The organism is Achromobacter sp. PD1 (genome assembly GCF_048541815.1).
GTDB lineage: Bacteria > Pseudomonadota > Gammaproteobacteria > Burkholderiales > Burkholderiaceae_B > Achromobacter > Achromobacter bronchisepticus_A.
In genome coordinates, this window is the sequence record NZ_CP183349.1 from 2,846,223 (window position 1) to 2,870,617 (window position 24,395).

The 24,395-nt window shown below is 65.1% G+C and carries 24 protein-coding genes; 10 read left to right on the forward strand and 14 right to left on the reverse strand.

Annotated features, from left to right (window positions below; genetic code table 11):
- Positions 1-363 precede the first annotated feature (363 nt).
- Positions 364-1,566: a GGDEF domain-containing protein gene (locus ACM1PE_RS13365; protein ID WP_419343543.1), complete on the reverse strand. Its 1,203-nt coding sequence runs from the start codon at positions 1,564-1,566 to the stop codon at positions 364-366.
- 169 nt (positions 1,567-1,735) lie between these two features.
- Between ACM1PE_RS13365 and ACM1PE_RS13370 the strand changes: the two genes are divergently transcribed.
- On the forward strand, positions 1,736-2,791 hold the full coding sequence (locus ACM1PE_RS13370) for an RNA methyltransferase (RefSeq protein WP_306637298.1): 1,056 nt from the start codon (positions 1,736-1,738) through the stop codon (positions 2,789-2,791).
- A gap of 72 nt (positions 2,792-2,863) precedes the next feature.
- On the opposite strand, the gene ACM1PE_RS13375 is transcribed toward ACM1PE_RS13370, so the two are convergent.
- The 7 genes from ACM1PE_RS13375 to ACM1PE_RS13405 all read right to left on the reverse strand — a co-directional run bounded on the left by ACM1PE_RS13375 (position 2,864) and on the right by ACM1PE_RS13405 (position 6,807).
- A complete protein-coding gene (locus ACM1PE_RS13375; RefSeq protein WP_306637297.1) occupies positions 2,864-3,637 on the reverse strand; it encodes a M15 family metallopeptidase in 774 nt (257 codons plus the stop codon).
- Positions 3,638-3,702: 65 nt separating this feature from the next.
- Complete coding sequence (locus tag ACM1PE_RS13380) at positions 3,703-3,882, reverse strand: hypothetical protein (RefSeq protein ID WP_251879848.1); 180 nt, start codon at positions 3,880-3,882, stop codon at positions 3,703-3,705.
- Positions 3,866-4,249: a cytochrome c gene (locus ACM1PE_RS13385; protein WP_306637296.1), complete on the reverse strand. Its 384-nt coding sequence runs from the start codon at positions 4,247-4,249 to the stop codon at positions 3,866-3,868. The genes ACM1PE_RS13380 and ACM1PE_RS13385 overlap by 17 nt, the downstream gene beginning before the upstream one ends.
- A gap of 179 nt (positions 4,250-4,428) precedes the next feature.
- Positions 4,429-5,268, reverse strand: coding sequence for a hypothetical protein (locus ACM1PE_RS13390; RefSeq protein WP_059380397.1), 840 nt, complete (start codon positions 5,266-5,268; stop codon positions 4,429-4,431).
- Positions 5,269-5,328: 60 nt separating this feature from the next.
- A complete protein-coding gene (locus tag ACM1PE_RS13395) occupies positions 5,329-5,940 on the reverse strand; it encodes an LON peptidase substrate-binding domain-containing protein (RefSeq protein WP_419343544.1) in 612 nt (203 codons plus the stop codon).
- 9 nt (positions 5,941-5,949) lie between these two features.
- Positions 5,950-6,357, reverse strand: coding sequence for a carboxymuconolactone decarboxylase family protein (locus tag ACM1PE_RS13400; RefSeq protein WP_059380399.1), 408 nt, complete (start codon positions 6,355-6,357; stop codon positions 5,950-5,952).
- A 105-nt stretch (positions 6,358-6,462) separates the two neighbouring features.
- A complete protein-coding gene (locus ACM1PE_RS13405) occupies positions 6,463-6,807 on the reverse strand; it encodes a GFA family protein (RefSeq protein WP_419343545.1) in 345 nt (114 codons plus the stop codon).
- An 89-nt stretch (positions 6,808-6,896) separates the two neighbouring features.
- On the opposite strand from ACM1PE_RS13405, the gene ACM1PE_RS13410 reads away from it, so the two are divergent.
- Positions 6,897-7,325, forward strand: coding sequence for a VOC family protein (locus ACM1PE_RS13410; RefSeq protein WP_059380401.1), 429 nt, complete (start codon positions 6,897-6,899; stop codon positions 7,323-7,325).
- Positions 7,326-7,379: 54 nt separating this feature from the next.
- Positions 7,380-8,819: an MFS transporter gene (locus tag ACM1PE_RS13415; RefSeq protein WP_419343546.1), complete on the forward strand. Its 1,440-nt coding sequence runs from the start codon at positions 7,380-7,382 to the stop codon at positions 8,817-8,819.
- A gap of 51 nt (positions 8,820-8,870) precedes the next feature.
- Here ACM1PE_RS13415 and ACM1PE_RS13420 read toward each other — a convergent pair whose 3' ends face one another.
- On the reverse strand, positions 8,871-10,061 hold the full coding sequence (locus tag ACM1PE_RS13420) for a M20 aminoacylase family protein (RefSeq protein ID WP_419343547.1): 1,191 nt from the start codon (positions 10,059-10,061) through the stop codon (positions 8,871-8,873).
- Positions 10,062-10,118: 57 nt separating this feature from the next.
- Positions 10,119-11,177, reverse strand: coding sequence for a Bug family tripartite tricarboxylate transporter substrate binding protein (locus ACM1PE_RS13425; protein WP_419343548.1), 1,059 nt, complete (start codon positions 11,175-11,177; stop codon positions 10,119-10,121).
- Between the two features lie 141 nt (positions 11,178-11,318).
- Here ACM1PE_RS13425 and ACM1PE_RS13430 point away from each other — a divergent pair, with 141 nt between their 5' ends.
- Positions 11,319-12,032 carry a GntR family transcriptional regulator gene (locus ACM1PE_RS13430; RefSeq protein ID WP_419343549.1) on the forward strand — a complete coding sequence of 238 codons (714 nt, stop codon included), beginning with the start codon at positions 11,319-11,321 and terminating at the stop codon, positions 12,030-12,032.
- 26 nt (positions 12,033-12,058) lie between these two features.
- On the opposite strand, the gene ACM1PE_RS13435 is transcribed toward ACM1PE_RS13430, so the two are convergent.
- The gene (locus ACM1PE_RS13435) at positions 12,059-12,892 is read right to left on the reverse strand and encodes an IclR family transcriptional regulator (RefSeq protein ID WP_419343551.1); all 834 of its coding nucleotides are present in this window, start codon (positions 12,890-12,892) and stop codon (positions 12,059-12,061) included.
- Positions 12,893-13,084: 192 nt separating this feature from the next.
- Here ACM1PE_RS13435 and ACM1PE_RS13440 point away from each other — a divergent pair, with 192 nt between their 5' ends.
- Together ACM1PE_RS13440 and ACM1PE_RS13445 are read left to right on the forward strand one after the other, a co-directional pair.
- Positions 13,085-14,722 (forward strand): GMC family oxidoreductase, encoded by a 1,638-nt coding sequence (locus ACM1PE_RS13440; protein ID WP_419343553.1) that lies wholly within the window; start codon positions 13,085-13,087, stop codon positions 14,720-14,722.
- Positions 14,723-14,808: 86 nt separating this feature from the next.
- Entirely contained in the window at positions 14,809-16,149 is a 1,341-nt protein-coding gene (locus ACM1PE_RS13445) for an MFS transporter (RefSeq protein WP_059380578.1), read from the forward strand.
- A gap of 56 nt (positions 16,150-16,205) precedes the next feature.
- Here ACM1PE_RS13445 and ACM1PE_RS13450 read toward each other — a convergent pair whose 3' ends face one another.
- From ACM1PE_RS13450 to ACM1PE_RS13460, 3 genes are all read right to left on the reverse strand, one after another.
- Positions 16,206-17,216: an aldo/keto reductase gene (locus ACM1PE_RS13450; RefSeq protein WP_059380577.1), complete on the reverse strand. Its 1,011-nt coding sequence runs from the start codon at positions 17,214-17,216 to the stop codon at positions 16,206-16,208.
- A 407-nt stretch (positions 17,217-17,623) separates the two neighbouring features.
- Positions 17,624-18,676 carry a serine hydrolase domain-containing protein gene (locus ACM1PE_RS13455; protein ID WP_419343556.1) on the reverse strand — a complete coding sequence of 351 codons (1,053 nt, stop codon included), beginning with the start codon at positions 18,674-18,676 and terminating at the stop codon, positions 17,624-17,626.
- Between the two features lie 24 nt (positions 18,677-18,700).
- Positions 18,701-19,897: an aminotransferase class V-fold PLP-dependent enzyme gene (locus ACM1PE_RS13460; RefSeq protein ID WP_059380104.1), complete on the reverse strand. Its 1,197-nt coding sequence runs from the start codon at positions 19,895-19,897 to the stop codon at positions 18,701-18,703.
- 222 nt (positions 19,898-20,119) lie between these two features.
- Between ACM1PE_RS13460 and ACM1PE_RS13465 the strand changes: the two genes are divergently transcribed.
- From ACM1PE_RS13465 to ACM1PE_RS13480, 4 genes are all read left to right on the forward strand, one after another.
- A complete protein-coding gene (locus ACM1PE_RS13465) occupies positions 20,120-20,854 on the forward strand; it encodes a GntR family transcriptional regulator (protein WP_373429148.1) in 735 nt (244 codons plus the stop codon).
- Positions 20,855-20,930: 76 nt separating this feature from the next.
- Entirely contained in the window at positions 20,931-22,502 is a 1,572-nt protein-coding gene (locus tag ACM1PE_RS13470; protein ID WP_059380105.1) for an ABC transporter substrate-binding protein, read from the forward strand.
- Positions 22,503-22,567: 65 nt separating this feature from the next.
- A complete protein-coding gene (locus ACM1PE_RS13475; protein ID WP_054456461.1) occupies positions 22,568-23,485 on the forward strand; it encodes an ABC transporter permease in 918 nt (305 codons plus the stop codon).
- Position 23,486: 1 nt separating this feature from the next.
- Positions 23,487-24,395 (forward strand): ABC transporter permease, encoded by a 909-nt coding sequence (locus ACM1PE_RS13480; protein ID WP_419343558.1) that lies wholly within the window; start codon positions 23,487-23,489, stop codon positions 24,393-24,395.

The following is a 24,395-nucleotide window of genomic DNA, read 5'->3' on the forward strand; positions in this document are numbered from 1 at the left end:
CTCTCTCCGTATCGAAGGGTGCAGGCAAAAAACAAAAAAGCCGCCGGTTTTGCAACGGGCGGCCAGAGGCGATTGATTCAACGTATAGCTAATTGCTAGGCGCAGTTCCCCCCGGGCACGTTCTGACAACATGCACGGACCAGCGAAAAGAGGGATTTGGAGCGAGTAGCCATGTCTGCAATCCTAGCGGCTTTGGGTTATGCAGGTCAACACAGGGGAATGACCGGCTTCCGCGATATCTTCCGAATGACCGTTCGTGGCCGAAAACAGACATTTGTAAGCGATCCGACTAAACGCATCGACAATCCATACATGTACATTCTTTCCCACAATTCGTGGCTTGCTCAGGCGGTAATCTGTATTTCACGCAATCGCTGTTTCAGGGTCGTCAAGCGGAGTATTGGCAAAGACGTCGGTCGATTCGATTCGATTGCGTCCCGCCGTTTTTCCCCTATACAGAGCGACATCCGCCTGCCGAAGCGCATCCTCCAACTCATCCACACCATGAAACGGTGGTGAAACTCCAATGGTGACCGTGCAGCGCAGCACATCGTCGGAACCCGTCACTTTGATTGCCTGATTCTCAACGCTGGCACGCAGACGTTCCGCCAAGTGGATTACACGGTCCCCATCAGCTTCCAGAAAAACAGCCACAAACTCTTCCCCGCCAATACGCCCCGTCAAGTCGCCGTTGCGAACCGTGGAACGAAGTATGTCCGCGACTTGGCAGATCACTTCATCGCCAGCTTGATGCCCATAGGTGTCATTGATACGCTTGAAATGGTCGACATCCAACAGCAGCAATCGAGCCGCCCCGGCATTCCGAGAATTAAAAGACCGGGTCAGCGCCTCCTGGAGTCCTCGGCGATTGAGGAGATCCGTCATGGGATCGCGCGCCGCCATATTGCGCAGGCTATCCGTCAGCCGCCGCAGTACCAGCCAGACAATGGAAGGTGGGACTATGGTCGCCAGGGTCGACATGTAGATGTAGAAGATCATCTGAAATCGACTATCCATATGCAGCGCATCCAGGCCGCCATCTACGATTTTCAAGAACTTCAGCGCATTCAGAATGCAGATTCCGCCTATCAGGAACGCGAAGAAGAACATCTCCCCGTACAGATCTTTCGCGAAAGTGCGAACGCCATAGATCACGGTTATGGTCATTGCAAAGAAGAGCACGCTCGCCATCGCCGCAAGCATTGCGTAACGCGCGGTGGGTCCTGCGCCCCATTGCACCAGGCATTGCGCAATGCCATAGACCACGGAAAAAATGATCAACGTGCGCCACAATCGGACCTGACGCCCAAAGAAGCGCATGGCGCCTAGCCAGTAGGCGATCGGGGCAGCCAGCGTGAGGGTGTGATTAACGACGCTCATCACACTCCAGGCGGGTCCGCCTTCAACCAGTTGCAGGATATAGGCCAACGCCAGCAGGAGATTGCCCGCGGCGAAAAAGTCCATTCCCATCCTGTTGCCGGGCAAGCGGCGGCTAATCAGCAAAAACATGCCCGAAAAGCACAATAGATGTGCACACAGCATGGCAACGAGAGTGGATGCAACCATAACCTTGACGTGGAGAGACGGAAAAACCCCTGCGCTGGAGCCGCTAAATCGTACGCAGCGACATTAACCAGGGAAACTCGGACCGGGTCAAGTGCAACGGCAGTAGTCACCAACGAGACCACCTACCCTACGACAGCTCGTTCCAGCGGCAGGGTAAAATGCGCCCCCCATGCGCTACTCCGACTTCGACCAACGCCTCGCCGCTCTCGGCGCCCTGCCCGTCCACCGTGGCCGCCTCGTGCGCGTCTGGCTGCAAGGGCAAGCGCTCGACACCGGCACGCGACGCCGGAGCGCCGAGCACTTTCTGCCTCTCGCGCTACGTGACGCCGTCCCGGCTTTGACGGCGGAGCTGGACGCCCTCGCCCGCGTCCGCTCCGAACACGCAGGCAACGACGGCTCGCGCTTGCTGGTCGAACTCGCCGACGGGCAGATGGTGGAAAGCGTGCTGTTGCCGCGCGACGGACTCTGCGTCTCCACCCAGGTCGGTTGCGCGGTCGGCTGCCGCTTCTGTATGACCGGCAAGAGCGGCCTGATCCGCCAGGTCACGAGCATGGAAATCCTGGCCCAGGTCGTGCTGGCGCGGCGTCAGCGCGTAGTGAAAAAAGTCGTCTTCATGGGCATGGGTGAACCGGCGCACAACCTCGACAACGTGCTCGAAGCCATCGACCTGCTCGGCACCGAGGGCAATATCGGCCACAAGAATCTCGTGTTCTCAACCGTGGGCGACCTGCGGGTGTTCGAAGCCCTGCCGCAACAACGCGTCAAGCCCGCGCTGGCGCTGTCGCTGCATACGACCAAGGCCGAACTGCGCGCACACCTGCTGCCGCGCGCGCCGAAAATTGCGCCGGAAGAACTGATCGAACTGGGCGAGAAATACGCTCGCGACACCGACTATCCGATCCAGTATCAGTGGACGCTGCTCAAGGGCATCAACGACGGCGACGACGAACTCGATGCGGTCGTGCGTCTGCTGAAGGGCAAATATGGGGTACTCAACGTCATTCCCTTTAACAGCCTTGAAGGGGATGACTACCAGCGCCCCGAAACCGAGCGCATCCACGAGATCGTCCGCTCCCTGCAAAGCCGTGGCGTGCTGACCAAGGTGAGAAATAGCGCTGGGCAGGATGTGGATGGGGGCTGTGGGCAGTTGCGGGCTCGGGCTGTAGGCGCGGAACAGGTGGTTGAGCTGCGACGCAAGCGCACTGCAAAGCTGGAAGCTACCTAGGACGGGACCGCCCGTAGTTTGAACCTTTCTGTGCTTACGGCTTCACGGGCAGTTCCAAAGAGATTCGCCCTGTCAGCCAGTCACAGATGGAATTTTGTAGGTCCCATTTTGAACCGCCTGCTGAGCGCGTATGGGATCGTGTTCCCAATGCCATGGCTCACCGCTGACAGTGCGAACGAACCCAAAGCGAGGCGCGTTTTGTTTTAGCCACTCATAGACCTCGTTGCCGTCCGCGCCCGCGACAGCGATATCGATGGCGATCCCGTTCTGGTGGTTCGAGTTGCCGGGCTTCGCAGCCAAATTGAATCCGGGAAGACGCTTGACATACCCATCCCATAGCATCTTCTGCTCCGGATAGGATCGGAACCCGCTATTGATGGTGAGGTTTACACCTGACGACTTCGCCTTCCCTACCATTTCCAGATATGGCGTAACGGTAGCAATAGAAAGACGCTCAATTTCCGTTGTCGAATCGACTATTTCGACGAGGTCGATCTGGCCAATGTAGGCGCCGCGCGACCACGCTGCGTTAGGACCGAACTTTCCGCTTCCAGCCCCGGGTTTGAGCAGATCAAGGGTCTCATTGATAAACGAGCCTTCGAAGTTCTTTGTCGAGGTCCAGCCAAGTGGCTCGCCGTTTTCTCGGACGGCATGCGCAAACAGTGCGACCTTCTTTGCTCCCGTCTGCAAGCGCTGAATCGCGTCAACACGTATGACGATCCCTTGCGGTATTTTTTGAATCTCTCCATTGGCCGTTTCGAACGCCATGAGATTGTCTTCCCGCCTCAGCCGCGCGTCCGGATCCGAGACGGTGTAGCGGTTGCTGAGATAGCTACGTTCAAGCATAGACCCTCCCTTTAGACGCTTGCCTAAAATCGGATCTAGGTTATTCGTGATCGCTTGGTAAGTAACTAGCCCGGAAGTAGCAATCCGATCCTGCCAAGCGATACGACGGCGTAGCGGTAGCCTCCATCCCGCTGCAATTCATCCAGTCCGTCGAATCTGATACTGACCGTCTTGTTCGCTTTGATCCGGATCGCGAAGTTGCCGCGCAGCCAGCCGGCCAACGCGCCCTCATCGGCTTTTTGCAATCACATCGCTCATGTATTTGTTCAAATCACGAAAATCCTGAACGGTCCAAGAGTGCGGCGCCAGCTTTACGCCGTTCTCCCTCAACGTTCTCGGAATCAGGTCTCCGTTCGGACGAAGGATTACCGATGAGACGATGACGCCCGGATAGTCATTGAGCCGCTTCTTGAACGCAGCAGTTGTGAGATCGGGCGTGGGAGGATTGCTTTTCTTGGCCAAAGGCCCCGTACCCTTGATATCTGCGCCGTGGCACATCGCGCATCTCTGCGTGTAGAGATTCTTCCCGTTGATGCTTTGTGCGAAGGATGGCGATGGTTGACTCAACACCAACGCTCCCAGCGTAGCGATGAGCAATTCTCTTGCTTTCATTTGGCCTTGTCGTATCACGCAAATTGGCGGGTGCCGAGTATAGACCCGCAAGCGTGAAATCGCCGCTCTTGGCGAAAAGCAGAAATTTCGCAAGGTTGGAGCAAGTCCATCAACGGCTTACATCGCCAGGTTGCCAGACCACACGAAGCAACGCCCGCGCTTGGCAATTGCTCCTGCCTTCAATCATCCCCTCCCCCAGACGCATTCCTAGCCTCGGCCAGCGCCACCGTCAAATGCATCACCTTCTTCTTCAACTGATCCCTTTCATCCGTCAGCCGAGTCAGCAACTCCCGTAACCGCGCCACCTCAGCCGGCAAATCCGCAATATTCTCAATAGGAATATCCGGCACAGCCTCCCGAGGCGGCGGCGCCTTGGCCTGGCGGACTTCCCGGGCAGCCTGCTGCAATTCCTTCCTGCCGCCGGCCACAGCCGCAGCCTGCCGCTCGGGCGGCAACGTCGCCACCGCCGCCGCAGCGTTGATGGAGATAGCCCCATCCTTGACCGCCCGCACCAATTCCGGCGCCGCAGCCTTCTGTATCTTCTCGATCTGCCCCAAGGTATTGCTGCTGATACGCGCAGCCCGAGCCAGGGCCTGCCGGCTCAGCGCCTGCGACACGACTGCGGCAGGCAATGGCGGCGGTTCGCCGGAGTCTTCATCCCAGGGTGGATCGTCAGGCGCGGGCGCCGAGGCGGTGCGCGCCTGCAGGATTTCCTTCTTGCGCAACGCCAGCACCCCACGCTGGAAATCCGACACGCTGCGCCGGCCCAGGTGGTTTTCGATCATCCAGAGGTGCACGTCCTCGATGGATTTGAATGAGGTGTTCTGGCGGGTCTCGAAGGGGATGCCGTGCTTCATGCAAAGGGCATGGCGGTTGTGGCCGTCGACCAGCAGGTCGCCCCATAGCACCAGGGCGTCGCGGCAACCTTCGGCGAGCAGGCTGCGTTCCAGCGCTTCGCGCTCGTCGTCGGTCAAGGGGTCTATGTAGGCGCGCAGGCCCTCGTCTATCCTGATTTCCATGGTGTCCAAATACGGTTACGCCCAGGCCTTGTAAACAACTTGCGGCCCCTGGCATCTGTCCTAAGCCAACCCCTGCCCCCGCAGCACGTCCTGAATCGCCGCCAGGCGCGCCACGGGATCGGTCATGGCGAGCAAGGCGGCTTTGTCGTCGGGCGGCAGCGGCAGCAGTTCGCACCAGCGGTCGGCGACCCAGCCGCTGTCATCCAGCCGGAACGGCGGGCCCAGGGGCATTCTTTCGGGGGACACGCCATCTTGCTGCCATTGGGCCACCAGGCGTCCCAGCGCGTCGGCGCTGGGCTGCATGGCGGCCGGCAGGGGCGCGGGCGGGTCATCGGGGATGGGCTCGGCCTGGCCCATCCAAAGGCCGTATTTTGCCACCTCGCTGGAAAGCAGCCGGAAGCGGCTGGTGCCGACGCAGCGCAGCTCCAGCAGGGCCGGCATGGGCGCGTCCCAGTCTGCGATGCGCGCCATGGTGCCGACGGGAGCCAGGGTCTCCACGCCTTCGGGGGTGCGGACCTCCTGGCCCGACAACAGGCCGACCACGCCGAATTCGCTGCCGTCCGCGATGCAGCGGCGGATCATGTCCAGGTAGCGCACCTCGAAGATGCGCAGGTGCAGCACGCCTGCGGGGAACAGCGCGTTGGATAGCGGAAACAGCGGGATCAGAGACATGGCGGCCTCCTATTTCACGATGAATGCCTCGTCGACGGGTACCTGCATGGCGGTGACCATGGCGTTGGTTTGCGCGGCCATGCCGATCACGCCCAGCAGTTCGGCATGCTGGCCGTCGGTCATGCCCTTGGCGCGGGCGGCGGCGGTATGGGAATGGATGCAGTAGGAGCAGCCGTTGGCGGTGGACACGGCGATGTAGATCATTTCGCGCACCAGCGGCGAGAGTTCGCCGTCGGCCATCATGACCTGCTTGAGCTGGCCCCAGACCCGTTCCAGCTGCGGCGGATCGTTGGCCAGGGCGCGCCAGAAGTTGTTGACGAAGTCCGACTTGCGCGTGGCGCGGATGTCTTGGAACACGGCCCAGGCTTGCGGGTTTTGGCGGACTTCCTCGTCGGACAGCAGTTTTACGGTGCTCATGCGGCGCTTCCCTGAAACTAGTTCAAATCGATGAAAAGACATGTCACGCACTCGCCATATCGCGCGGCGCGGCCTTGCCCTATGATGTAGCGCGGTCCGCGGCGCTCAGACGCTGCGGCCGTCGTACGGGATGCGGGGCCAGGCGTTCAGATCCACGTTTTCCAGGCAGCGCACGTTCACCGCTGCTGTCTCTTCGCCCTTGGCGCCCACGCCGAAACCGAATGGCGCGCAGCCGCAATTGGCGCAGAAGTGGTGTGAAACCACGTGCTTGTTGAACCGGTAGGTCGACATGCCGCTGGCGGGCGTGGCAAGGCGCACGCTGGCGCGGGGCACGAACCACAGCAGATAGCCTTTGCGGCTGCAGTGCGAGCAATTGCATTCCAGTACCTGGGACGGTTCGCCATCGACTTCGAACGCGATCTGTCCGCAATGGCAGCTTCCTTTCAGCATGGCCGGGCTCCTTTGTACGTGGGGTCAGGCTTCCATCATAGAGCGGCGCCGCCCTCCTGGCACTGTCCGCCCGTCACCCTGGAGACATCATGCCCCAACTATCCGCCTACCTCAGCTTTGACGGCAATTGCGCCGAGGCCATGCACTTCTACGAGCGCGTGCTGGGCGGACGGATGGAGGCCATGATCCGCTATGCTGACGCCCCGCCCGACGCCGCCATGCCGGTCTTGTCGGACGAGGACGCGGGCCGTATCATGCACGCCCGCCTGGGCCTGGACGAGCAGACCCTGATGGGCAGCGACGCCACCGCCGGGCATCCCTATCCCGGCAAGCAGGGCGTGGCGCTGTCCCTGGCCTATCCCACGGTCTCGGACGCGCAACGCGTCTTCGACCTGCTGGCCGAAGGCGGCAGCATCACCATGCCCTTGCAGAAGACTTTCTGGGTAGAGGCTTATGGCGCGCTGATAGACCGCTATGGCACGCGCTGGATGGTCAGCGGCGGGCGTGTTTCGCACTAAGAACCTGGAACAAGGCGGCGCACCCGACTGCCGCCATTCACGGAGCAAGACTCGATGACGCACGGAATACATGGCAAGCAACGCTGGTGGGCGCTGATGGTGCTTTGCCTGGGCGTGTTGATGATCGTGCTGGACACCACCATCGTGAACGTCGCCCTGCCCTCCATCCGCGAAGACCTGCATTTCACCGAGACCTCGCTGGTCTGGGTGGTGAATGCCTACATGCTGACCTTCGGCGGCTTCCTGCTGCTGGGTGGCAGGCTGGGCGACTTGTTCGGCCACCGCCGCATGTTCCTGGCGGGCCTGGTGGTCTTCACGGTGGCGTCGCTGGCCTGCGGGCTGGCCCAGGGCCAGACCCTGCTGATCGCCGCGCGCGCCGCGCAGGGCCTGGGCGGCGCGGTGGTGTCGGCGGTGTCGCTGTCGCTCATCATGAACCTGTTCACCGAAACCGGCGAACGGGCGCGCGCCATGGGCGTGTATGGCTTTGTCTGCGCGGGCGGCGGCAGCATCGGCGTGCTGTTGGGCGGGCTGCTGACCAGCGCGCTGTCCTGGCACTGGATCTTCCTGGTCAACCTGCCCATCGGCGTGGTGGTCTATGCGCTGTGCCTGCGGCTGATTCCGGCCGCGCCGCCTGCCGCCGCGGGCGCCCGGCTGGACGTGGCCGGCGCGCTGAGCGTCACCGCCTCGCTGATGCTGGCGGTGTATGCCGTGGTCAATGGCAACGAGGCCGGCTGGACGTCGACCCAATCGCTGACCCTGCTGGGCGCGGCGGCCGCGCTGATGGTGCTGTTCCTGACCATCGAGGCGCGCGTCGAATCGCCGCTGATGCCGCTGGGGCTGTTCCGCCTGCGCAATGTGGCCACGGCCAACATCGTTGGCGTGCTATGGGCCGCGGCAATGTTTGCGTGGTTTTTCGTGTCGGCGCTGTACATGCAGCTGGTGCTGGGCTACAGCCCCATGGAAGTCGGCTTGGCCTTCTTGCCGGCCAACCTCATCATGGCGGCGTTCTCGCTGGGACTGTCGGCCAAGCTGGTGATGCGCTTTGGCATCCGCGGGCCGCTGGCCATAGGCCTGTTCATTGCCGCGCTGGGGCTGGCGTTGTTCGCGCGCGCGCCGGCGGACGGCAGCTTTGCCGCCGACGTTCTGCCCGCCATGCTGTTGCTGGGACTGGGCGCGGGCGTGGCCTTCAATCCGATGCTGCTGGCCGCGATGAGCGATGTGGAACCCAGCCAGTCCGGCCTGGCCTCGGGCGTAGTGAACACGGCTTTCATGATGGGCGGCGCCCTGGGGCTGGCGGTGCTGGCCAGCCTGGCCGCAGCGCGCAGCGCCGGGTTGGCGGCAGCTGGCGCGGCGCCGACCCTGGCGCTGAATGGCGGCTATCAGCTGACCTTCCTGGCGGGCGCCCTGATCGCGGGGCTGGCCGCTGCGCTCAGCGCGCTGCTGGTGCGCACACGCAACCACGAACTATCGGTCCAGGCCGATTCCGGCCACTGAAGCTGATGGCCGCATGGCCCCGGCGCGACCGCCGCCGGGGCTGTAGCGCCGCTACTTGCGCGGCATCCAGTTCTCAGCCAGCTTCACGAAGGCGCTCGCGCCGATCGGCAGCAGCGCGTCGTTGAAGTCGTAGCTGGTGTTGTGGACCAGGCACGGGCCTTCGCCATGGCCGGGTTCGCGGTGGTCGCCTTCGCCGTTGCCGATGAAGCAATAGCTGCCCGGCACCTCTTCCAGCATGAAAGAGAAGTCCTCGGCCGCCATGATGGGCGCCTGCACCAGCACGCGCTCCTGCCCCACCACCTGCGTCAGCGCGTTGCGCATGAAGGCGGTCTCGGCCTCGTGGTTGATGGTCGAGGGATAGTGCCGCGTGAAGACGAATTCGCATTGCGCGCCGAACATGCCGGCCACGTGCTCGGCGATCTCGCCCATGCGGCGCTCGATCAGGTCCAGGGTTTCGCGGGTGTAGGCGCGCACGGTGCCGCGCAGTTCGCAGGTGTCGGGGATGACGTTGACCACCCCGCCCGCCTGCACCGTGGTCACGGAGATGACTGCCGTCTCCAGCGGTTTCTTGTTGCGGCTGATGATGGTCTGGAAGGCCTCGATCATCTGCGCCGCCGCGGGAATGGGATCGATGGACAGGTGCGGCATGGCCGCGTGGCCGCCCTTGCCGCGCACGGTCACATGGAATTCGCTGTTGGACGCCAGCACCGGCCCCGCGGACGAGGCGAAGCAGCCCACCGGTATGCCGGGCATGTTGTGCATGCCGAACACGGCTTCCATGGGGAATTTCTCGAACAAGCCGTCGCGCATCATCTCGCGCGCGCCGCCGCCGCGCTCTTCGGCGGGCTGGAAGATCAGGTAGACGGTGCCGTCGAAGTTGCGATGGTGCGCCAGGTGCTGGGCCGCGCCCAGCAGCATGGCGGTATGGCCATCGTGGCCGCAGGCGTGCATCACGCCAGGATGCTTGCTGGCGTGGCTGAACTGGTTGACCTCGTGCATCGGCAGCGCGTCCATGTCGGCGCGCAGTCCCAGCGTGCGCCCGGATTCGCCGTTGCGGATCACGCCCACCAGGCCGGTCTTGCCGAAGCCGCGATGCACCGGGATGCCCCAGCTTTCCAGCAGCTGCGCCACCAGGTCGGAGGTGCGGTTCTCTTCGAACGCCAGTTCCGGATGCGCATGGATGTCCCTGCGGATGTCGCGGATGGACGGGGAGTTTTCAACAATCTCTTCGATCAGGTTCATAAGCTGCTGCGGGCCCCGCAAGCGGAGCCCCGAATACCAGGGTTGGAAGTAGGAGGTTCAATCGGGCTTGATGCCCAGCTTGCGCAGCACGGGACCGGAAGTGTCCCGCTCGGCCGCGACGCGCTGGGCGAAGGCCGCCGCCGTCAGATGGTACGGCAAGGAGCCGTGGCTGGCGTACATCTGCTTGAGCGCGCCGTCCTGCTGCGCGCGGCCGATTTCTTCGTTGAGCCGCTGCACGATGGCGTCCGGCGTGCCGGCGCGCGCAGCCACGCCCAGCCACACCGCGCCTTCGAAGCCGCGGAAGTTGCTGGCGGCCAGCGTGGGAGTCTTGCCGAAGGCGGCGTCGGGCACGGTCTCGCTCATCGCCAGCGCGCGCAAGCGGCCGTCCTTGACCATGGGCTCGACCAGCGCGGTGCCGGCGAAATAGATTTCGGTATCGCCCGCCAGCACCGAATTCAGCGCGGCGGTGCCGGTCTTGAACGGGACGTGCAGGATGTCGACGCCGGCCTGTTCACGCAGCATCTCGAACAGCACGTGGGGCGGGCTGCCGTTGCCCGAGGACGCGTAGTTCAGGCGGCCGGGCTTCTGGCGCGCCAGCGCCAGCAGCTGGTCCAGGGACTGGGCTTGCAGCTTGTCGTTGACCGTCAGCGCCATGGGAATGACCGCCAGCGGACTGACGGGCTGCAGGTCGCGCGCCGGATCGTAGGTCAGGGCCGGGAAGATGTAGGGATTCCACACCAGGTGGGCATTGGTGACCAGGGCCAGCGTGTGGCCGTCGGCCGGCGCGGATTTGAGCTGCTGCATTGCCAGCATGCCGCCAGCGCCCGGCTTGTTTTCGACCACGACGGGCTGGCCCAGGGAGCGGTGCAGGCGTTCGGCCAAGGGCCGCGCGAACAGGTCCGGCAGGCTGCCTGGGCCGCCATTGACCAGCAGCGTCACCGGCCGCGCCGGCCAGGTTTCCGCGCTGGCCGCAGGACTCGCGGCCAGTGCGGCCACCGCCGCCACGCAAGCCGCAATATGGCTCAGAACCGGACGCAACAAGGGCCGTCGGGCAGACATTTCGGGCAGGTTGCCGGTGCGCGGGCCGGTACGCCGGACGTCGTGTAGCCGTATCACTGTGCTTGTCTCCTGGGTGCGCCAGCCGCCGGCTCGGTGCCGGTCGTGGTCTCGACGCTTTTTTTCTACGATAAGCAGCATAAATCTCGGCGTCAATAATTTTTATCGAGATTTTTTGAACGCAGTGATAAAGTAGCTCCCATGTCAGACGGCGCCACCCTCCCCCCGCTCGCCCATTCCGCCTCGGCCAACACCCTGGTCGGCGCGGCCTATGTCAACCTGCGCCGCGACATCATCCAGGGCGTGCATCCGCCGGGTTCCCGCCTGCGCGTCGAACACCTGAAGGACGATTACGGCGTGGGCGCAGGCACGCTGCGCGAAGCGCTGGCGCTGCTGGTGTCGGACGCGCTGGTCATCGCGCAAGGACAGCGCGGCTTCCACGTCACGCCGATTTCGCTGGAAGACTTCCGCGACATCACCGAGAACCGCGTGCTGCTTGAAACCCAGGCCCTGCGCCAGTCCATCGCGCTGGGCGACGACGACTGGGAAAGCGCGGTGCTGGCCGCCTTCCACCGGCTGAGCAAGGCCGAGCAGCGCCTGGCCGCCGACCCCGACACCCGCTTTGAAGAATGGGAGCAGCGCAACCGCGAATTCCACCGCGAACTGATCCGCGCCTGTCCGTCGCGCTGGCTGCACCATTTCCTAGGCATCCTGTACCAGCAGGCCGAGCGCTACCGCCGCCTGACCGTCACGCGCAAACCCATCGCGCGCGACCTGGACGATGAGCACAAGGGCATCCTGGACGCCACGCTGGCGCGCGATGCCGACCACGCCTGTGACCTGCTGGCCGCCCACATCCGCCTGACCTACGACGCCGTGGCGCGCCTGCCGCCGGACCTGTTCACGCCCGATTGAAAACCCGCAGGCCCGAGGCCGCGCCGTTACGTCGCGCCGGTTCGGTGCTGCTCGAGTACGTCGTGCATGGCCCGCGCGGCGCGTTCCAGCACCGGCACCGCGCGCAGCAGGTCGTCCAGCATCACGCGCGCCGTCGGCGCATGGCAGGCCACCGCCGCCACCACGCGGTCATCGGCGTCGCGCACCGGCACCGCCACGGCGCTCATGCCGCGCACGAATTCCTCGTTATCGATGCCGATGCCGCGCGCGCCCAATCTTTCGAGTTCTTCTTCCAGCCTGGCAGGGTCCGTCAGCGTGCGCGGCGTGTTGCGTGTCAACGGCAGGCGCGCCAGCACCCGCCCGCGCTCCAAGCGGTTCATGGACGCCAGGAACAGCTTGCCGCTGGCGGTGCAATGCATGGGTACGTGGCTGCCCACCGCGAAGAACAGGCGCAGCGGCTCGGCGGTTTCCACGCGTTCCATGTAGACCACGCGGTCGCCGTCTGGCGCGGTCAGGTTGCAGGTTTCGCCCAGGGTGCCGACCAGCTGGGCCAGCACCGCGCGGCAGGCGCGCGTGAAGGCGGAGGCACGCAAGGTGGCCAGCGCCAGGGTGGCTGCCTGCGGCCCCGGCACGAAGCCGTTCTCGGTGGGCGTGGCGGCCACGAAGCCGGCGCGCTGCATGGCCGCCAGCAGGCGCATCAAGGTGGTCTTGGGCATGTCCAGCCGCTGCGCCAGTTGCGCCAGCGTGGGCGGATGCTGGGCGCGCGCCAGGTGGTCCAGCACCACCAGCGCCCGCAGCGAACGCGCGGCCTCTTGATGGCTGGCGGCGTCGTCGGCCTGCTGCGCCGATGTTGCACCGCGATTTTGAAACTGAATCTGCATATTCTGTTCCACTTTTCCGCCCCTGCGCCTGTTGTGCTTTGCTCTGCGCGCGCGCTTCCTAGAATCGCCTCAAATGCCGCAGCGCCCAGGCGCCGGCATCGATCCAGTATATAAGTGCGCCCCACAACGACAAGCAGGGTTAACGCGCCATAGGCTTGGCGCGGCGCCCTGCTGCAGGGAGAGCTTGCGGACATGTCCGATACCGTGGATTACATCGTGGTTGGCGCCGGCTCGGCCGGATGCGTGATGGCCAACCGGCTGAGCGCCAGCGGCGCGCACAGCGTCTGCCTGCTGGAAGCCGGCCCCAAGGACAGCAACCCGTGGATACACATCCCCATCGGCTACGGCAAGACGATGTTCCACAAGGTCTTGAACTGGGGCTATTACACCGACCCCGACCCCGGCATGCTGGACCGGCGCATCTACTGGCCGCGCGGCCGCACGCTGGGCGGCTCCAGCTCCATCAACGGCCTGATCTACATCCGCGGCCAGCGGCAGGACTACGACGCCTGGGCCGCCGCCGGCAATCCGGGCTGGAGCTGGGACGAATGCCTGCCCTATTTCCGCAAGCTGGAGAACAATGACCTCGGTCCCGGCCCCACGCGCGGCACCGAAGGCATGCTCAACGCCACCTCCATCAAGACGGCGCATCCGCTGGTGGAAGCGCTGATCGGCGCCGCGCAAAAGCTGGGCTTGCCGCATGTGCAGGACTTCAATACCGGCGACCAGGAGGGCGTGGGCTACTACCAGCTCACCACGCGCAACGGCCGCCGCTGCTCCACCGCCGTGGCCTACCTGCGCCCGGCGCAGGACCGCAGCAATCTGCGCGTGGAAACCGACGCCCACGCCATGGCCGTGCTGTTCGAGGGCCGCCGCGCCTGCGGCGTGCGCTACCGGCGCGACGGCCAGGTGCACACCGTGCGCGCCCGCCGCGAAGTGGTGCTGTGCGCGGGCGCCCTGCAATCGCCGCAGCTGCTGCAACTGTCCGGCGTCGGCCCCGCGGCCCTGCTGCGCCAGTTCGGCATTGGCGTGGTGCGCGACCTGCCGGGCGTGGGCGAGAACCTGCAGGACCATTTGCAGATCCGGCTGATCTACGAGACCACCCGCCCCATCACCACCAACGACCAGTTGCGCAGCCTGACGGGCCGCGCCCGCATGGGCCTGGAATGGCTGCTATTCCGCGGCGGGCCGCTGGCGGTGGGCATCAACCAGGGCGGCGTGTTCTGCCGCGTGGACCCTGCCAGCCGCACGCCCGACACGCAGTTCCATTTCGCCACGCTGTCGGCCGACATGGCGGGCGGCAAGGTGCATCCGTTCTCGGGCTGCACCTATTCGGTGTGCCAGCTGCGGCCCACGTCGCGCGGCCGGGTCCAACTGCGCAGCGCGGACCCGTTCGAAGCGCCGTCCATGCAACCCAATTACCTGTCCACCGAACTGGACCCCAAGATGGCGGTCGCCGCGGTGAAATATGCGCGCAGGCTCGCCGCCACCGAACCGCTGGCCGGCCTGATGAAACGCGAGTTCCGCCCCGGGCCGGACGTGCGCACGGACGACGAGATCCTGCACTTCTGCCGCGAATACGGCGCCACGATCTTCCACCCGTCCGGCACCGCCAAGATGGGGCCGTCCAGCGACCCGATGGCCGTGGTGGACGAGCGCCTGCGCGTGCACGGCGTGGCCGGGCTGCGGGTGGTGGACTGCTCCATCATGCCGACGCTGGTGTCGGGCAACACCAACGTGCCGGTGGTGATGCTGGCCGAACGCGCGGCCGAATTCATGTTGCAGGACCTCAGGCAAGCGCAGCCGCAGGCGCTGCGCGTCGCCGCCTGAATTGGAGATGACGGACCCCGGATAGCAGAACCCCAAGGCGCAGGACAACGCAGATTGCCCGACCGCCCCACCAAAGGAGACTAGACATGGCCAAGCAAAACGAAGCCGCGGTGCGCAAAGTCGTCGCCGCGTCGCTGATCGGCGCCACCATCGAGTGGTACGACTTTTTCCTGTATGGCGTCGTCGCGGGCATCGTGTTCAACAAGCTGTACTTCCCCACTGGCGACCCGGTGGTCTCGACCATGCTGGCCTACACCACCTTTGCCGTCGGTTTCGTCACGCGGCCGCTGGGCGGCCTGATCTTCGGTCACTTCGGCGACCGCATCGGCAGAAAGAGCATGCTGGTGATGACGCTGATGATCATGGGCATCGCCACCTTCCTGATCGGGCTGGTGCCAACCTACGACAGCATCGGCATCTGGGCGCCGATCCTGCTGCTTTTGCTGCGCGTATTCCAGGGCATAGGGCTGGGTGGCGAATGGGGCGGCGCGGTGCTGATGGCATACGAATACGCGCCACCGGGCAAGAAAGGCTTTTATGCCTCGCTGCCGCAGATCGGGCTGGCCATCGGGCTGTGCCTGGCCTCGGGCACGGTGGCGCTGCTGTCCACGCTGCTGACGGATGCGCAGTTCATGGCCTGGGGCTGGCGCATCGCCTTCCTGGCGTCGGCCGCCATGGTGCTGGTGGGCATGTACATCCGCCTGAACATCAAGGAGACGCCCGAGTTCGCGGCGGTCAAGGCCAACAACGCCGAGAGCCGCATTCCGTTCTTCGACATGCTCAAGCGCTATCCGGGCAATGTCTTCAAGGGCATGGGCGCGCGCTATATCGACGGCGTGTTCTTCAACGTGTTCGGCGTGTTCTCGATCTCGTACCTGACGCAGACGGTGCAGATCAGCCGGACCGAAGCGCTGATCGGGGTGATGGCCGCGGCCCTGGTGATGTGCTTCTTCATCCCTTTCTTCGGCCGGCTGTCCGACAGAATCGGCCGCACCCGGGTCTATTTCTGGGGATCGCTCATCACTGCGGCGGCGTCCTTCCCCGGATTCTGGCTGATGCTCAACAGCCAGGGCAGCGTGATGCTGATCTGGCTCGCGATCATTATTCCGTTCGGCATCCTTTACGCCGCGGTGTACGGGCCGGAGGCGGCGCTGTTCTGCGAGCTGTTCGACGCCAAGGTGCGCTACACGGGGATTTCCTTCGTCTATCAGTTCTCGGGGATCTTCGCCTCGGGCATCACGCCCATCATCGCAACGGCGCTGCTGAAGACGGGCGGCGGCCAGCCTTGGCTGATCTGCCTGTACGTGCTGTTCGCGGGGGTGGTATCGGCGATCTGCGCCATGCTGATCGGGCGCGGCGTGCAGCCGGCTGAATTGGAAGCGGCCGCGCCGCCTGCCATGCCGCGCGGGGGATTGGGCAAGGCTTGAACGTGAAAGCGCCGGCCATGCGGGCCGGCGCTTCTTACCCTTGGACTATGCCCGTATCAGGCCGCCGCTACCGGGCGGCCGTAGAACGGGTAGTTTGGGTCGTTGTAGCCGTGGCTCGAAGCATGGCCCGGCGTCACCCAGTCATTGACGACGGCCTCGTCCTCGGCCGTTATCTTCACGTCCAGGGCCGCGTAGTAGTCCTCCATCTGCGCCAGGGTACGCGGGCCGGCGATGACCGCGGTGATGACGGGATTGGCCAGCACCCAGGCAGTGGCGAAATGGCCCGCCTGCGTGCCGCGCGCGGCGGCGTGCGCGACCAGCTTCTGCGCGATTTCCAGGGACTCTTCGCGGAACTCGGTCGCCAGGATGCGGCGGTCGCCGCGTCCGGCGCGGGTATCGGCCGCGGGCGCCTGGCCCGGCAGATACTTGCCGGTAAGCACGCCGCGCGCGATCGGGCTGTAGGGCACGACGCCCAGGCCGTAGTGCTTGCAGGCGGGCAGGATCTCGACTTCGGGGCCGCGGTTGAGCATGTTGTAGTAAGGCTGGCACACCACGGGTTGCGGCACGCCCATTTTTTCGCAAAGGCGCATGACTTCGGCGATGCGCCAGCCGCGGAAGTTGGACAGGCCGAAGCTGCGCAGCTTGCCGGCGCGGATCAGGTCGCCCAGGGCCCACAGCGCTTCTTCGAGGTTTTCCTCGTGGTAGTCGCGGTGCAGGTAGAGGATGTCCATGAAGTCGGTGCCCAGGCGCGTGAGGCTTTCCTCGACGCCGCGCATGAGCCACTGGCGCGAATAGTGGGCCTGGTTCGGGCCTACACCGACCGCGTTGCCGATCTTGCTGGCGAGCACCCAGTCGTGGCGCTGGCCTTTCAGCAGCTTGCCGACCACTTCTTCGGAGCGGCCGCCGTTGTAGACGTCGGCGGTGTCGATGAAGTTCAAACCATGGTCACGCGCGGACGCGACGATGCGGGCGGCTTCGTCGTCGGGGGTCTGCTCGCCGAACATCATGGTGCCCAGGCAGAGCGGAGAGACGCGGAGATTGCTGCGGCCGAGGCGGCGGTAGTTCATGGTTGGCTTCCTCTCATTCACGGAAATGGATTAGGCGGGAGCATGCAACGTTAAGCCCGCGCCAGTCAAATTCGCATCCGGGGCATTCTTGGGTGGAGTGTTGACGTTTGGTTTTGTAAGGCTGGGGTTCTTGAGCCGCCGGCGTCCGGGCTGCGGGATTCCGATGCTCGCCCCGGTGGGGCTGCGCTTCGGATCCCTCCGCCCGGCCACCGGCTCAGGGCATCCGCCCATGAACGGGGAACAACCATCGCATCGGGCGAGAGTCAGCCGAGGCTGCCCGGAGCCATCCGAAGCGCAGCCCCACTGGGGCGAGCATCGGAATGGCGCAGGGTGGCCTCGGCGGTTCAGAACCCCGACATCCGCATGCTCGAAGCCCCTCGATATCCTCAAGCCAAGCCAACAACGATCTAAACCCCAGCGTCCACAGCCTCCAGGATCTTGCCGAACAGCGCGTCGGCGTGGGCCGAGTTCAGCCAGCGCACAATCACCACCATCTGCCGTTCCGGCTCCACCCAGGTAAACGAGCTGCCCGCCCCCACGCCAAAGAAGCTGGAAGCCGGCACGCTGGGGAACACGCGGCCTTCATGGTTCAGCCAGATCAGATAGCCGTAATACGGCGCGATCGCGCATGGCGTGCGCATGTCCCGGATCCACTCGCTGGACAGGATGCGGCGTCCGTTGGCCATGCCGTCGTTCAGCAGCATCTGGCCGATCAGCGCCTGATCGCGGGCGCTGATGGACATGCCGCCGCCCCAGTGCGAACCGCCAGGCACGGACGGCATGCGCTGGCCGTCGATCTCGACCCAGGCGTTGTCGTAGCCCACCCATTGCCAGTCTTCGCTGGCGCCGATGGGCCGCGTGACGGCCTCGCGGAAGACCTCGGGCAAGGGTTTGCGGAACAGGTGCAGCAGCGCATACGACAGCTGGTTGATGCGCACGTCGTTGTATTCCCAGTACGTGCCGGGACGCTGCAGAGGCCGAGCCTCGCCCTTTTTGCCGTCCGGCGGCACGCCGAAGGTGACAGCGCGGTAGCGGTCGGCCTGGTCCGATACGCCGAAGCGTTCGCCCTCCCATTCGCTGGTCTGCTGCAGCAGATGGCGCCAGGTGATGTCGGCGTTCTGCCCTTCATCGAAGCCGATGCCCGGCACCCGCTTGCCCACCGGTTCATCCACGTCCGGCAGCAGGCCCCGGTCATGGGCCACGCCGGCCAGGATCGCCAGGTACAGCTTGGCCACGCTGAAGGTCAGGTCGGCGCGTTCGGGCTCGCCCCAGGACGCGATGGTCTCGCCGCGCACGGAGACCACGCCAGACACGGGGCCGCGGTCGTGGATCGGGCCGAGCAGGCGGTTCCAGGGCGGCGGATCGTTCAGGTGCACGCCGAAGTTGCCCTTGACGCTGCGGTCCCAGGCGGATTCGTGGTCGTTGGCGAACTGGATCGCCTGCTGCATGAGTGTGTTCATTGTTTCCCTCGTTATGTGTGTGTCTCAGGCCGCCACGCTTGCGCGCGCCCCGGCCAGGAATTCCATTGCCGCCTGCACGCCGCCCGCACGATGCGGCACGCCTGCCGCGGCCAGGCCCATTTCCACGCCGGCCAGCGTGCCGCAAAGCGTCAGGTCGTTGAAGTGGCCCAGATGACCGATGCGGAACACGCGGTCGGACAGTTTGCCCAGGCCCTGCCCCAGCGACATGTCGAAGCGTTCCAGCACCAGCTTGCGGAAGGCGTCGGCCCCATGGCCTTGCGGCATGATCACCGCGGTCAGCGCCGGGCTGTGCGCGGCCGGATCCAGGCTCAGCAGCTCCAGCCCCCAACCGGCCAGGGCCAGGCGCGTGGCCTGGGCGTGGCGCTGGTGGCGCGCGAAGACTTGCGGCAAGCCTTCTTCGCGCAGCATGGCCAGGGCTTCATGCAGGCCGTAAAGCAGATTGGTCGACGGCGTGTACGGAAAGTAGCCGCGGGCGTTGGCGGTGAGCATCTCGCGCCAGTCCCAGTAAGAGCGCGGCAGCCGCGCCTCGTCGGCCGCGGCCAGGGCGCGCGCGCTGACGGCGTTGAAGGCCAGGCCTGGCGGCAGCATCAGCCCTTTCTGCGAGCCGGCCACGGTCACGTCCACGCCCCATTCGTCGTGGCGGTAGTCGATGGAGCCCAGCGACGAAATCGTGTCCACCATCAGCAGCGCTGGATGCGCGGCGCCGTCGATCGCGGCGCGCACGGCCGCAATGTCGCTGGTCACGCCGGTGGAGGTTTCGTTGTGCACCACGCACACGGCCTTGATCTTGCGCCCCTGGTCGTCGGCCAGGCGGGCGGCGATGGCGGCCGCGTCCACCGGGTGGCGCCAGTCGCCTTCCAGGAAGTCCACCTCCAGGCCCAGCCGCCCTGCCAGCTTGCGCCACAGGCTGGCGAAATGGCCGGTCTCGACCATCAGCACGCGGTCGCCGGGCGACAAGGTGTTGACCAGCGCGGCTTCCCAGGCGCCGGTGCCGGACGACGGAAAGATCACCACCGGCGACTGCGTCTGGAACACCTGCTTGACGCCTTCCAGCACCGCCAGGCCCAACGCCCCGAACTCGGGTCCGCGATGGTCGATGGTGGGCTGGTCGATGGCGCGCAGCACGCGGTCGGGCACGTTGGTCGGCCCCGGAATCTGCAGGAAATGCCGGCCGGACGGATGACTGTTCAGGGTAAGCATGCGTAGTCCCAAAGTGGAATATTTTTGTATACCAATGAAAGGCGCAGGGCAGACAAGCAGGACTTGCCCAACGCGCGGACTTGCGGCATGCGTCACTCTATCCCATTGTTTTTGCGTTAATAACCTAGGGTATACACCCATCAGGCGATACCGAAAGACGGGTTTATAGTCTCGCAAAACACGGGGAATTTTTGTATACCAATGAGCAGCGTTTCCAGCCTGATGCCTGATTCCGGCGCCGCCAGCGTGGCCGCCGAAACCGCCCCGCCGTCCGCGGCCCGCGGCATGGGCAACGGCCGCACGCTGCCGGCCACGGTGGCCGGGCAACTGCGCGAACGCATCATCCAGGGCGAATTTCCGCCCGGCACGCGGCTGAACGAACGCACCCTGTGCGACCTGCTGGGCGTGTCCCGCACGCCCTTGCGCGAAGCCTTCCGCGTGCTGGCCGCCGAAGGCCTGGTACAGATCGAGCCGAACCGCGGCGCGCAAGTGGTGGCGCTGTCGGAGGCCAACATCCGCGAAGCCTTTGAGGTCATCGGCGGGCTGGAGGCCATGTCCTGCCGGCTGGCCTGCGAACGGGCCACGGCCACCGAGATCGCCGAGATCCGCGCGCTGACCTACGAAATGATGGCCAGCCACGCGCGCCACGACCTGCCCACCTATTTCCGCACCAATCGCGAGATCCACGAACGCATCAGCCTGGCCGCGCACAACAGCCTGCTCAAGCAGCTGTACGACGCGCAGAACGCGCGCATCCAGAACCTGCGTTTCGTCTCGAACGAAAACCGCCAGAAATGGGATCTGGCGATGCGCGAGCACATCGAGATGGCCGAGGCCCTGGACGCGCGCGACGCGGACCGGCTGGCCGGCATCATGCGCCAGCACTTGCAGCGCAAGTGCGAGGCCGCGTTGAAAACCCTTACCCAGCCGCCCGCGGCGGCGGCCGATTCCGGCTGACCCGCAGCGGGCCGCGCCGCCCGCGACAAGATGGCAGATAAGCAGTACGTGCAGTGACTTCCACAGGAGCCTCACCATGACTGATTTCCGCGTCACCCCCGCAGCATCCGCGCCGACCTGGCGCAGCCCTCTCCCCCTCAAGGCCCTGGCTGCCGCCCTGCTGGCCTGCGCCACGCTGGCGGCCCAGCCGGCGCTGGCCGGCAAGAAGGACGACACCTTGCGCATGGCCTACGACCAGGCGCCGGAAAGCGTGGACCCCTATTACAACAACGTGCGGATCGGCGTCATCATCGCCGCCAACGTCTGGGACACCCTGCTCTACCGCGACCCGGTCACCAACGAGTACAAGGGGCAGCTCGCCAAGAGCTGGAAGCAGGTCGACGACAAGACCATGGAATTCGAACTGCGCGAAGGCGTCAAATTCCATAACGGCGAGGAGTTCGATGCGGACTCGGTGGTTTACACGCTGAACTATGTGGCGGATCCGAAGAACAAGGCCGTGACGCAGCAGAACGTGGCCTGGATCGACAAGGTCGAGAAGATCGACAAATACAAGGTGCGCCTGATCACCAAGGAACCCTTCCCCGGCGCCAAGGAATACCTGTCCACCACCGCCGCCATCCATCCGGCCAAGTACTACCAGGAAGTCGGCCCCAAGGGCATGAACGCCAAGCCGGTGGGCTCCGGTCCCTACAAGGTGGTGGATTACCAGCCGGGCAAGTCCATCACGCTGGAACGCAATGCTGATTACTTCAAGGATTCGCCCAAGGCCCAGCCCAAGATCGGCAAGGTGGTGATCCGCTTCATCCCCGACCGCCAGACGCAGATGGCCGAGGTCATCTCGGGCGGCGAGGACCTGATCATGAGCGTGCCCAAGGACCAGGCCGAGCAGCTGGGCGGCATGCCCTCGCTGCAGATGGTCACCGGCAACACCATGCGCATCGTGTTCATGCAGATGAACATCCAGGAAGGCACGCCGGCCCCGCAGCTCAAGGACGAACGCGTACGCCGCGCCATCATCCACGCCATCGACCGCGAATCCATGTTGAAGAACATCGTGGGCGAAGGCGGCGGCCTCATCAACACCATCTGCACGCCTTCGCAGACGGGCTGCACGCAGGAAGGCGCGCCGGTCTACAAGTACGATCCGGCCCAGGCCAAGAAGCTGCTGGCGGAAGCCGGCTACCCCAATGGCTTCGACATCGACCTGGTGGCCTACCGCGAGCGTAACCAGACCGAAGCCATCATCAACTACCTGCAGGCGGTCGGCATCCGCGCCAAGCTCAACTTCCTGCAGTACGCCGCCATGCGCGACATGATCCGCGCCAACAAGGCCTCGCTCACGCACCAGACCTGGGGCTCCAACCTGGTCAACGACGTGTCCGCGTCCACGCCGGTGTACTTCGCCTTCGGCAACGACGACGTCACCCGCGACGCGCAGGTGCGCGACCTGCTCACCAAGGGCGACCGCACCATCGACAGCGCCGCGCGCAACGCCGCCTACAAGCAGGCGCTGGACCTGATCGCGCAGAAGGCCTACGCGGTGCCGCTGTGGACCCTGCCCGCCTACTACGTGGCCACCAAGGACGTGAACTTCAAGCCCTATTCGGATGAACTGGTGCGCTTCTGGGACATGAGCTGGAAGTAAGGCACGGCCCCGCGCCGGCCCGGCATCGCGCCGGGCCGGCGTGAGTCCAACGAAGAGGAAGCCCTATGCTGTATTTCACGATCAGGCGCCTGGGCCTGGCGGTGCTGGTGGCGCTGACGGTTTCGATCCTGGCGTTCCTGCTGCTGCACCTGTCCGGCGACCCGGCGCTGGCCCTGGCCGGCGAAGGCGCGCGCCAGGCCGACATCGACATGATCCGCAAGACCTACGGCCTGGATCGGCCGCTGGCGGTGCAGTACGCGGACTGGCTCTGGCATATCCTGCAGGGCGACTTCGGCACCTCGGTGTATTTCAAGACCGAGGCCGGGCCGCTGATCCTCTCCAAGCTCAAGACCACCTTGCTGCTGGGCCTGGGCGCGCTGGCCTTCGCGCTCCTGATCTCGATTCCGCTGGGCGTGCTGGCGGCGCTGTACAAGGGCAGCCTGATCGACCGCATCTGCCTGGCCATCGCCGTGCTGGGACAGGCGCTGCCCAACTTCTTCTTCGCGCTGATCCTGATCATGCTGTTCTCGATCTCGCTGCGCATCCTGCCGGTGTCGGGCAGCGGCAGCTGGCAGCATTTCGTGATGCCGGCGATCGCGCTGGGGTACTACGTGGCCCCTGCCTTCATGCGCCTGATCCGCGCCGGCATGATCGAAGTCCTGGCCGCCGACTACATCCGCACCGCCCGCGCCAAGGGTCTGCCGGCGCGCAAGATCGTCTTCAAGCATGCGCTGCGCAACGCCATCGTGCCGGTGGTGGCGCTGGCCGCGGTGCAGCTGGGCTACCTGCTGGGCGGCTCGGTCGTCATCGAGACCATTTTCGCGCTGGACGGGCTGGGCTACCTGGCCTACCAGAGCATCACCTACAAGGACTATCCCGTGATGCAGCTCATCGTGCTGCTGCTGTCGGTGCTGTACGTGCTGCTGACCCTGGCCGCCGATATCGCCAACGCGTGGCTGGACCCGCGCATCCGGGTGTCCTGACATGAACACGCCTACCCTTACCCCCGCTACCGGCGCCCCCGCGCCGCTGGAACTGACCGCGTCCGCCCTGCGCTGGCGGCGGCTGCGGCGCAACAAGGCGCTGCTGGCCGGCGGCGGCATCCTGCTCGTCATCGTATTGATCGCGTTGTTCGCGCCCTGGATCTCGCCGCATGATCCCTATTATCAGGACCTGGCCTACCGCACCGCGCCGCCGGTCTGGTACGCCAAGGGCACCTGGCTGCATCCGCTGGGCACCGACCAGCTGGGCCGCGACTATATGTCGCGCCTGTTCTACGGCGCCCGCATCTCGCTCTTGATCGGCATCAGCGTGGCGCTGATCTCGGGCCTGATCGGCACGGCCATGGGCATGGCGGCCGGCTACTTCGGCGGCAAGGTCGACATGGCGGTGTCGTTCCTCATCACCACCCGTTTGTCCATGCCCGTGATCCTGGTGGCGCTGGCCACCGTCGCCATCGTCGGCGGCTCGCTCTGGGTGGTGATCCTGGTACTGGGGCTGCTCAAGTGGGACCGCTACGCGGTGGTGATGCGCAGCGCCACCCAGCAGGTGCGCTCGCTGGAATACGTGGCCGCGGCGCAGGCGGCGGGCGCGTCCACCTGGCGCATCGTCTGGGGCGAAGTGTTGCCCAACGTGGTGCCGCAGCTGATCGTGATCGCCACGCTAGAAGCCGCCAGCGCCATCCTGCTGGAAGCCTCCCTGTCCTTCCTGGGCCTGGGCGTGCAGCCGCCGCTGCCGTCATGGGGCCTGATGATCTCGGAGGCCAAGGCCTATATGTTCTTCTCGTTCTGGCTGATCGCCATTCCCGGGTCGGCGCTGGCCTTGCTGATCTTCGCGATCAACCTGGCCGGCGACGGGCTGCATCAACTCCTGACGCCTGAAGAGAGGGCCTGA

Bases quoted from the DNA above. Each gene is read 5' to 3' on its own strand.
- ACM1PE_RS13365 (WP_419343543.1), bottom strand. From the start codon at position 1,566: ATGGTTGCATCCACTCTCGTTGCCATGCTGTGTGCACATCTATTGTGC.
- ACM1PE_RS13370 (WP_306637298.1), top strand. From the start codon at position 1,736: ATGCGCTACTCCGACTTCGACCAACGCCTCGCCGCTCTCGGCGCCCTG.
- ACM1PE_RS13375 (WP_306637297.1), bottom strand. From the start codon at position 3,637: ATGCTTGAACGTAGCTATCTCAGCAACCGCTACACCGTCTCGGATCCG.
- ACM1PE_RS13385 (WP_306637296.1), bottom strand. From the start codon at position 4,249: ATGAAAGCAAGAGAATTGCTCATCGCTACGCTGGGAGCGTTGGTGTTG.
- ACM1PE_RS13390 (WP_059380397.1), bottom strand. From the start codon at position 5,268: ATGGAAATCAGGATAGACGAGGGCCTGCGCGCCTACATAGACCCCTTG.
- ACM1PE_RS13395 (WP_419343544.1), bottom strand. From the start codon at position 5,940: ATGTCTCTGATCCCGCTGTTTCCGCTATCCAACGCGCTGTTCCCCGCA.
- ACM1PE_RS13400 (WP_059380399.1), bottom strand. From the start codon at position 6,357: ATGAGCACCGTAAAACTGCTGTCCGACGAGGAAGTCCGCCAAAACCCG.
- ACM1PE_RS13405 (WP_419343545.1), bottom strand. From the start codon at position 6,807: ATGCTGAAAGGAAGCTGCCATTGCGGACAGATCGCGTTCGAAGTCGAT.
- ACM1PE_RS13410 (WP_059380401.1), top strand. From the start codon at position 6,897: ATGCCCCAACTATCCGCCTACCTCAGCTTTGACGGCAATTGCGCCGAG.
- ACM1PE_RS13415 (WP_419343546.1), top strand. From the start codon at position 7,380: ATGACGCACGGAATACATGGCAAGCAACGCTGGTGGGCGCTGATGGTG.
- ACM1PE_RS13420 (WP_419343547.1), bottom strand. From the start codon at position 10,061: ATGAACCTGATCGAAGAGATTGTTGAAAACTCCCCGTCCATCCGCGAC.
- ACM1PE_RS13430 (WP_419343549.1), top strand. From the start codon at position 11,319: ATGTCAGACGGCGCCACCCTCCCCCCGCTCGCCCATTCCGCCTCGGCC.
- ACM1PE_RS13435 (WP_419343551.1), bottom strand. From the start codon at position 12,892: ATGCAGATTCAGTTTCAAAATCGCGGTGCAACATCGGCGCAGCAGGCC.
- ACM1PE_RS13440 (WP_419343553.1), top strand. From the start codon at position 13,085: ATGTCCGATACCGTGGATTACATCGTGGTTGGCGCCGGCTCGGCCGGA.
- ACM1PE_RS13445 (WP_059380578.1), top strand. From the start codon at position 14,809: ATGGCCAAGCAAAACGAAGCCGCGGTGCGCAAAGTCGTCGCCGCGTCG.
- ACM1PE_RS13450 (WP_059380577.1), bottom strand. From the start codon at position 17,216: ATGAACTACCGCCGCCTCGGCCGCAGCAATCTCCGCGTCTCTCCGCTC.
- ACM1PE_RS13455 (WP_419343556.1), bottom strand. From the start codon at position 18,676: ATGAACACACTCATGCAGCAGGCGATCCAGTTCGCCAACGACCACGAA.
- ACM1PE_RS13460 (WP_059380104.1), bottom strand. From the start codon at position 19,897: ATGCTTACCCTGAACAGTCATCCGTCCGGCCGGCATTTCCTGCAGATT.
- ACM1PE_RS13465 (WP_373429148.1), top strand. From the start codon at position 20,120: ATGCCTGATTCCGGCGCCGCCAGCGTGGCCGCCGAAACCGCCCCGCCG.
- ACM1PE_RS13470 (WP_059380105.1), top strand. From the start codon at position 20,931: ATGACTGATTTCCGCGTCACCCCCGCAGCATCCGCGCCGACCTGGCGC.
- ACM1PE_RS13475 (WP_054456461.1), top strand. From the start codon at position 22,568: ATGCTGTATTTCACGATCAGGCGCCTGGGCCTGGCGGTGCTGGTGGCG.
- ACM1PE_RS13480 (WP_419343558.1), top strand. From the start codon at position 23,487: ATGAACACGCCTACCCTTACCCCCGCTACCGGCGCCCCCGCGCCGCTG.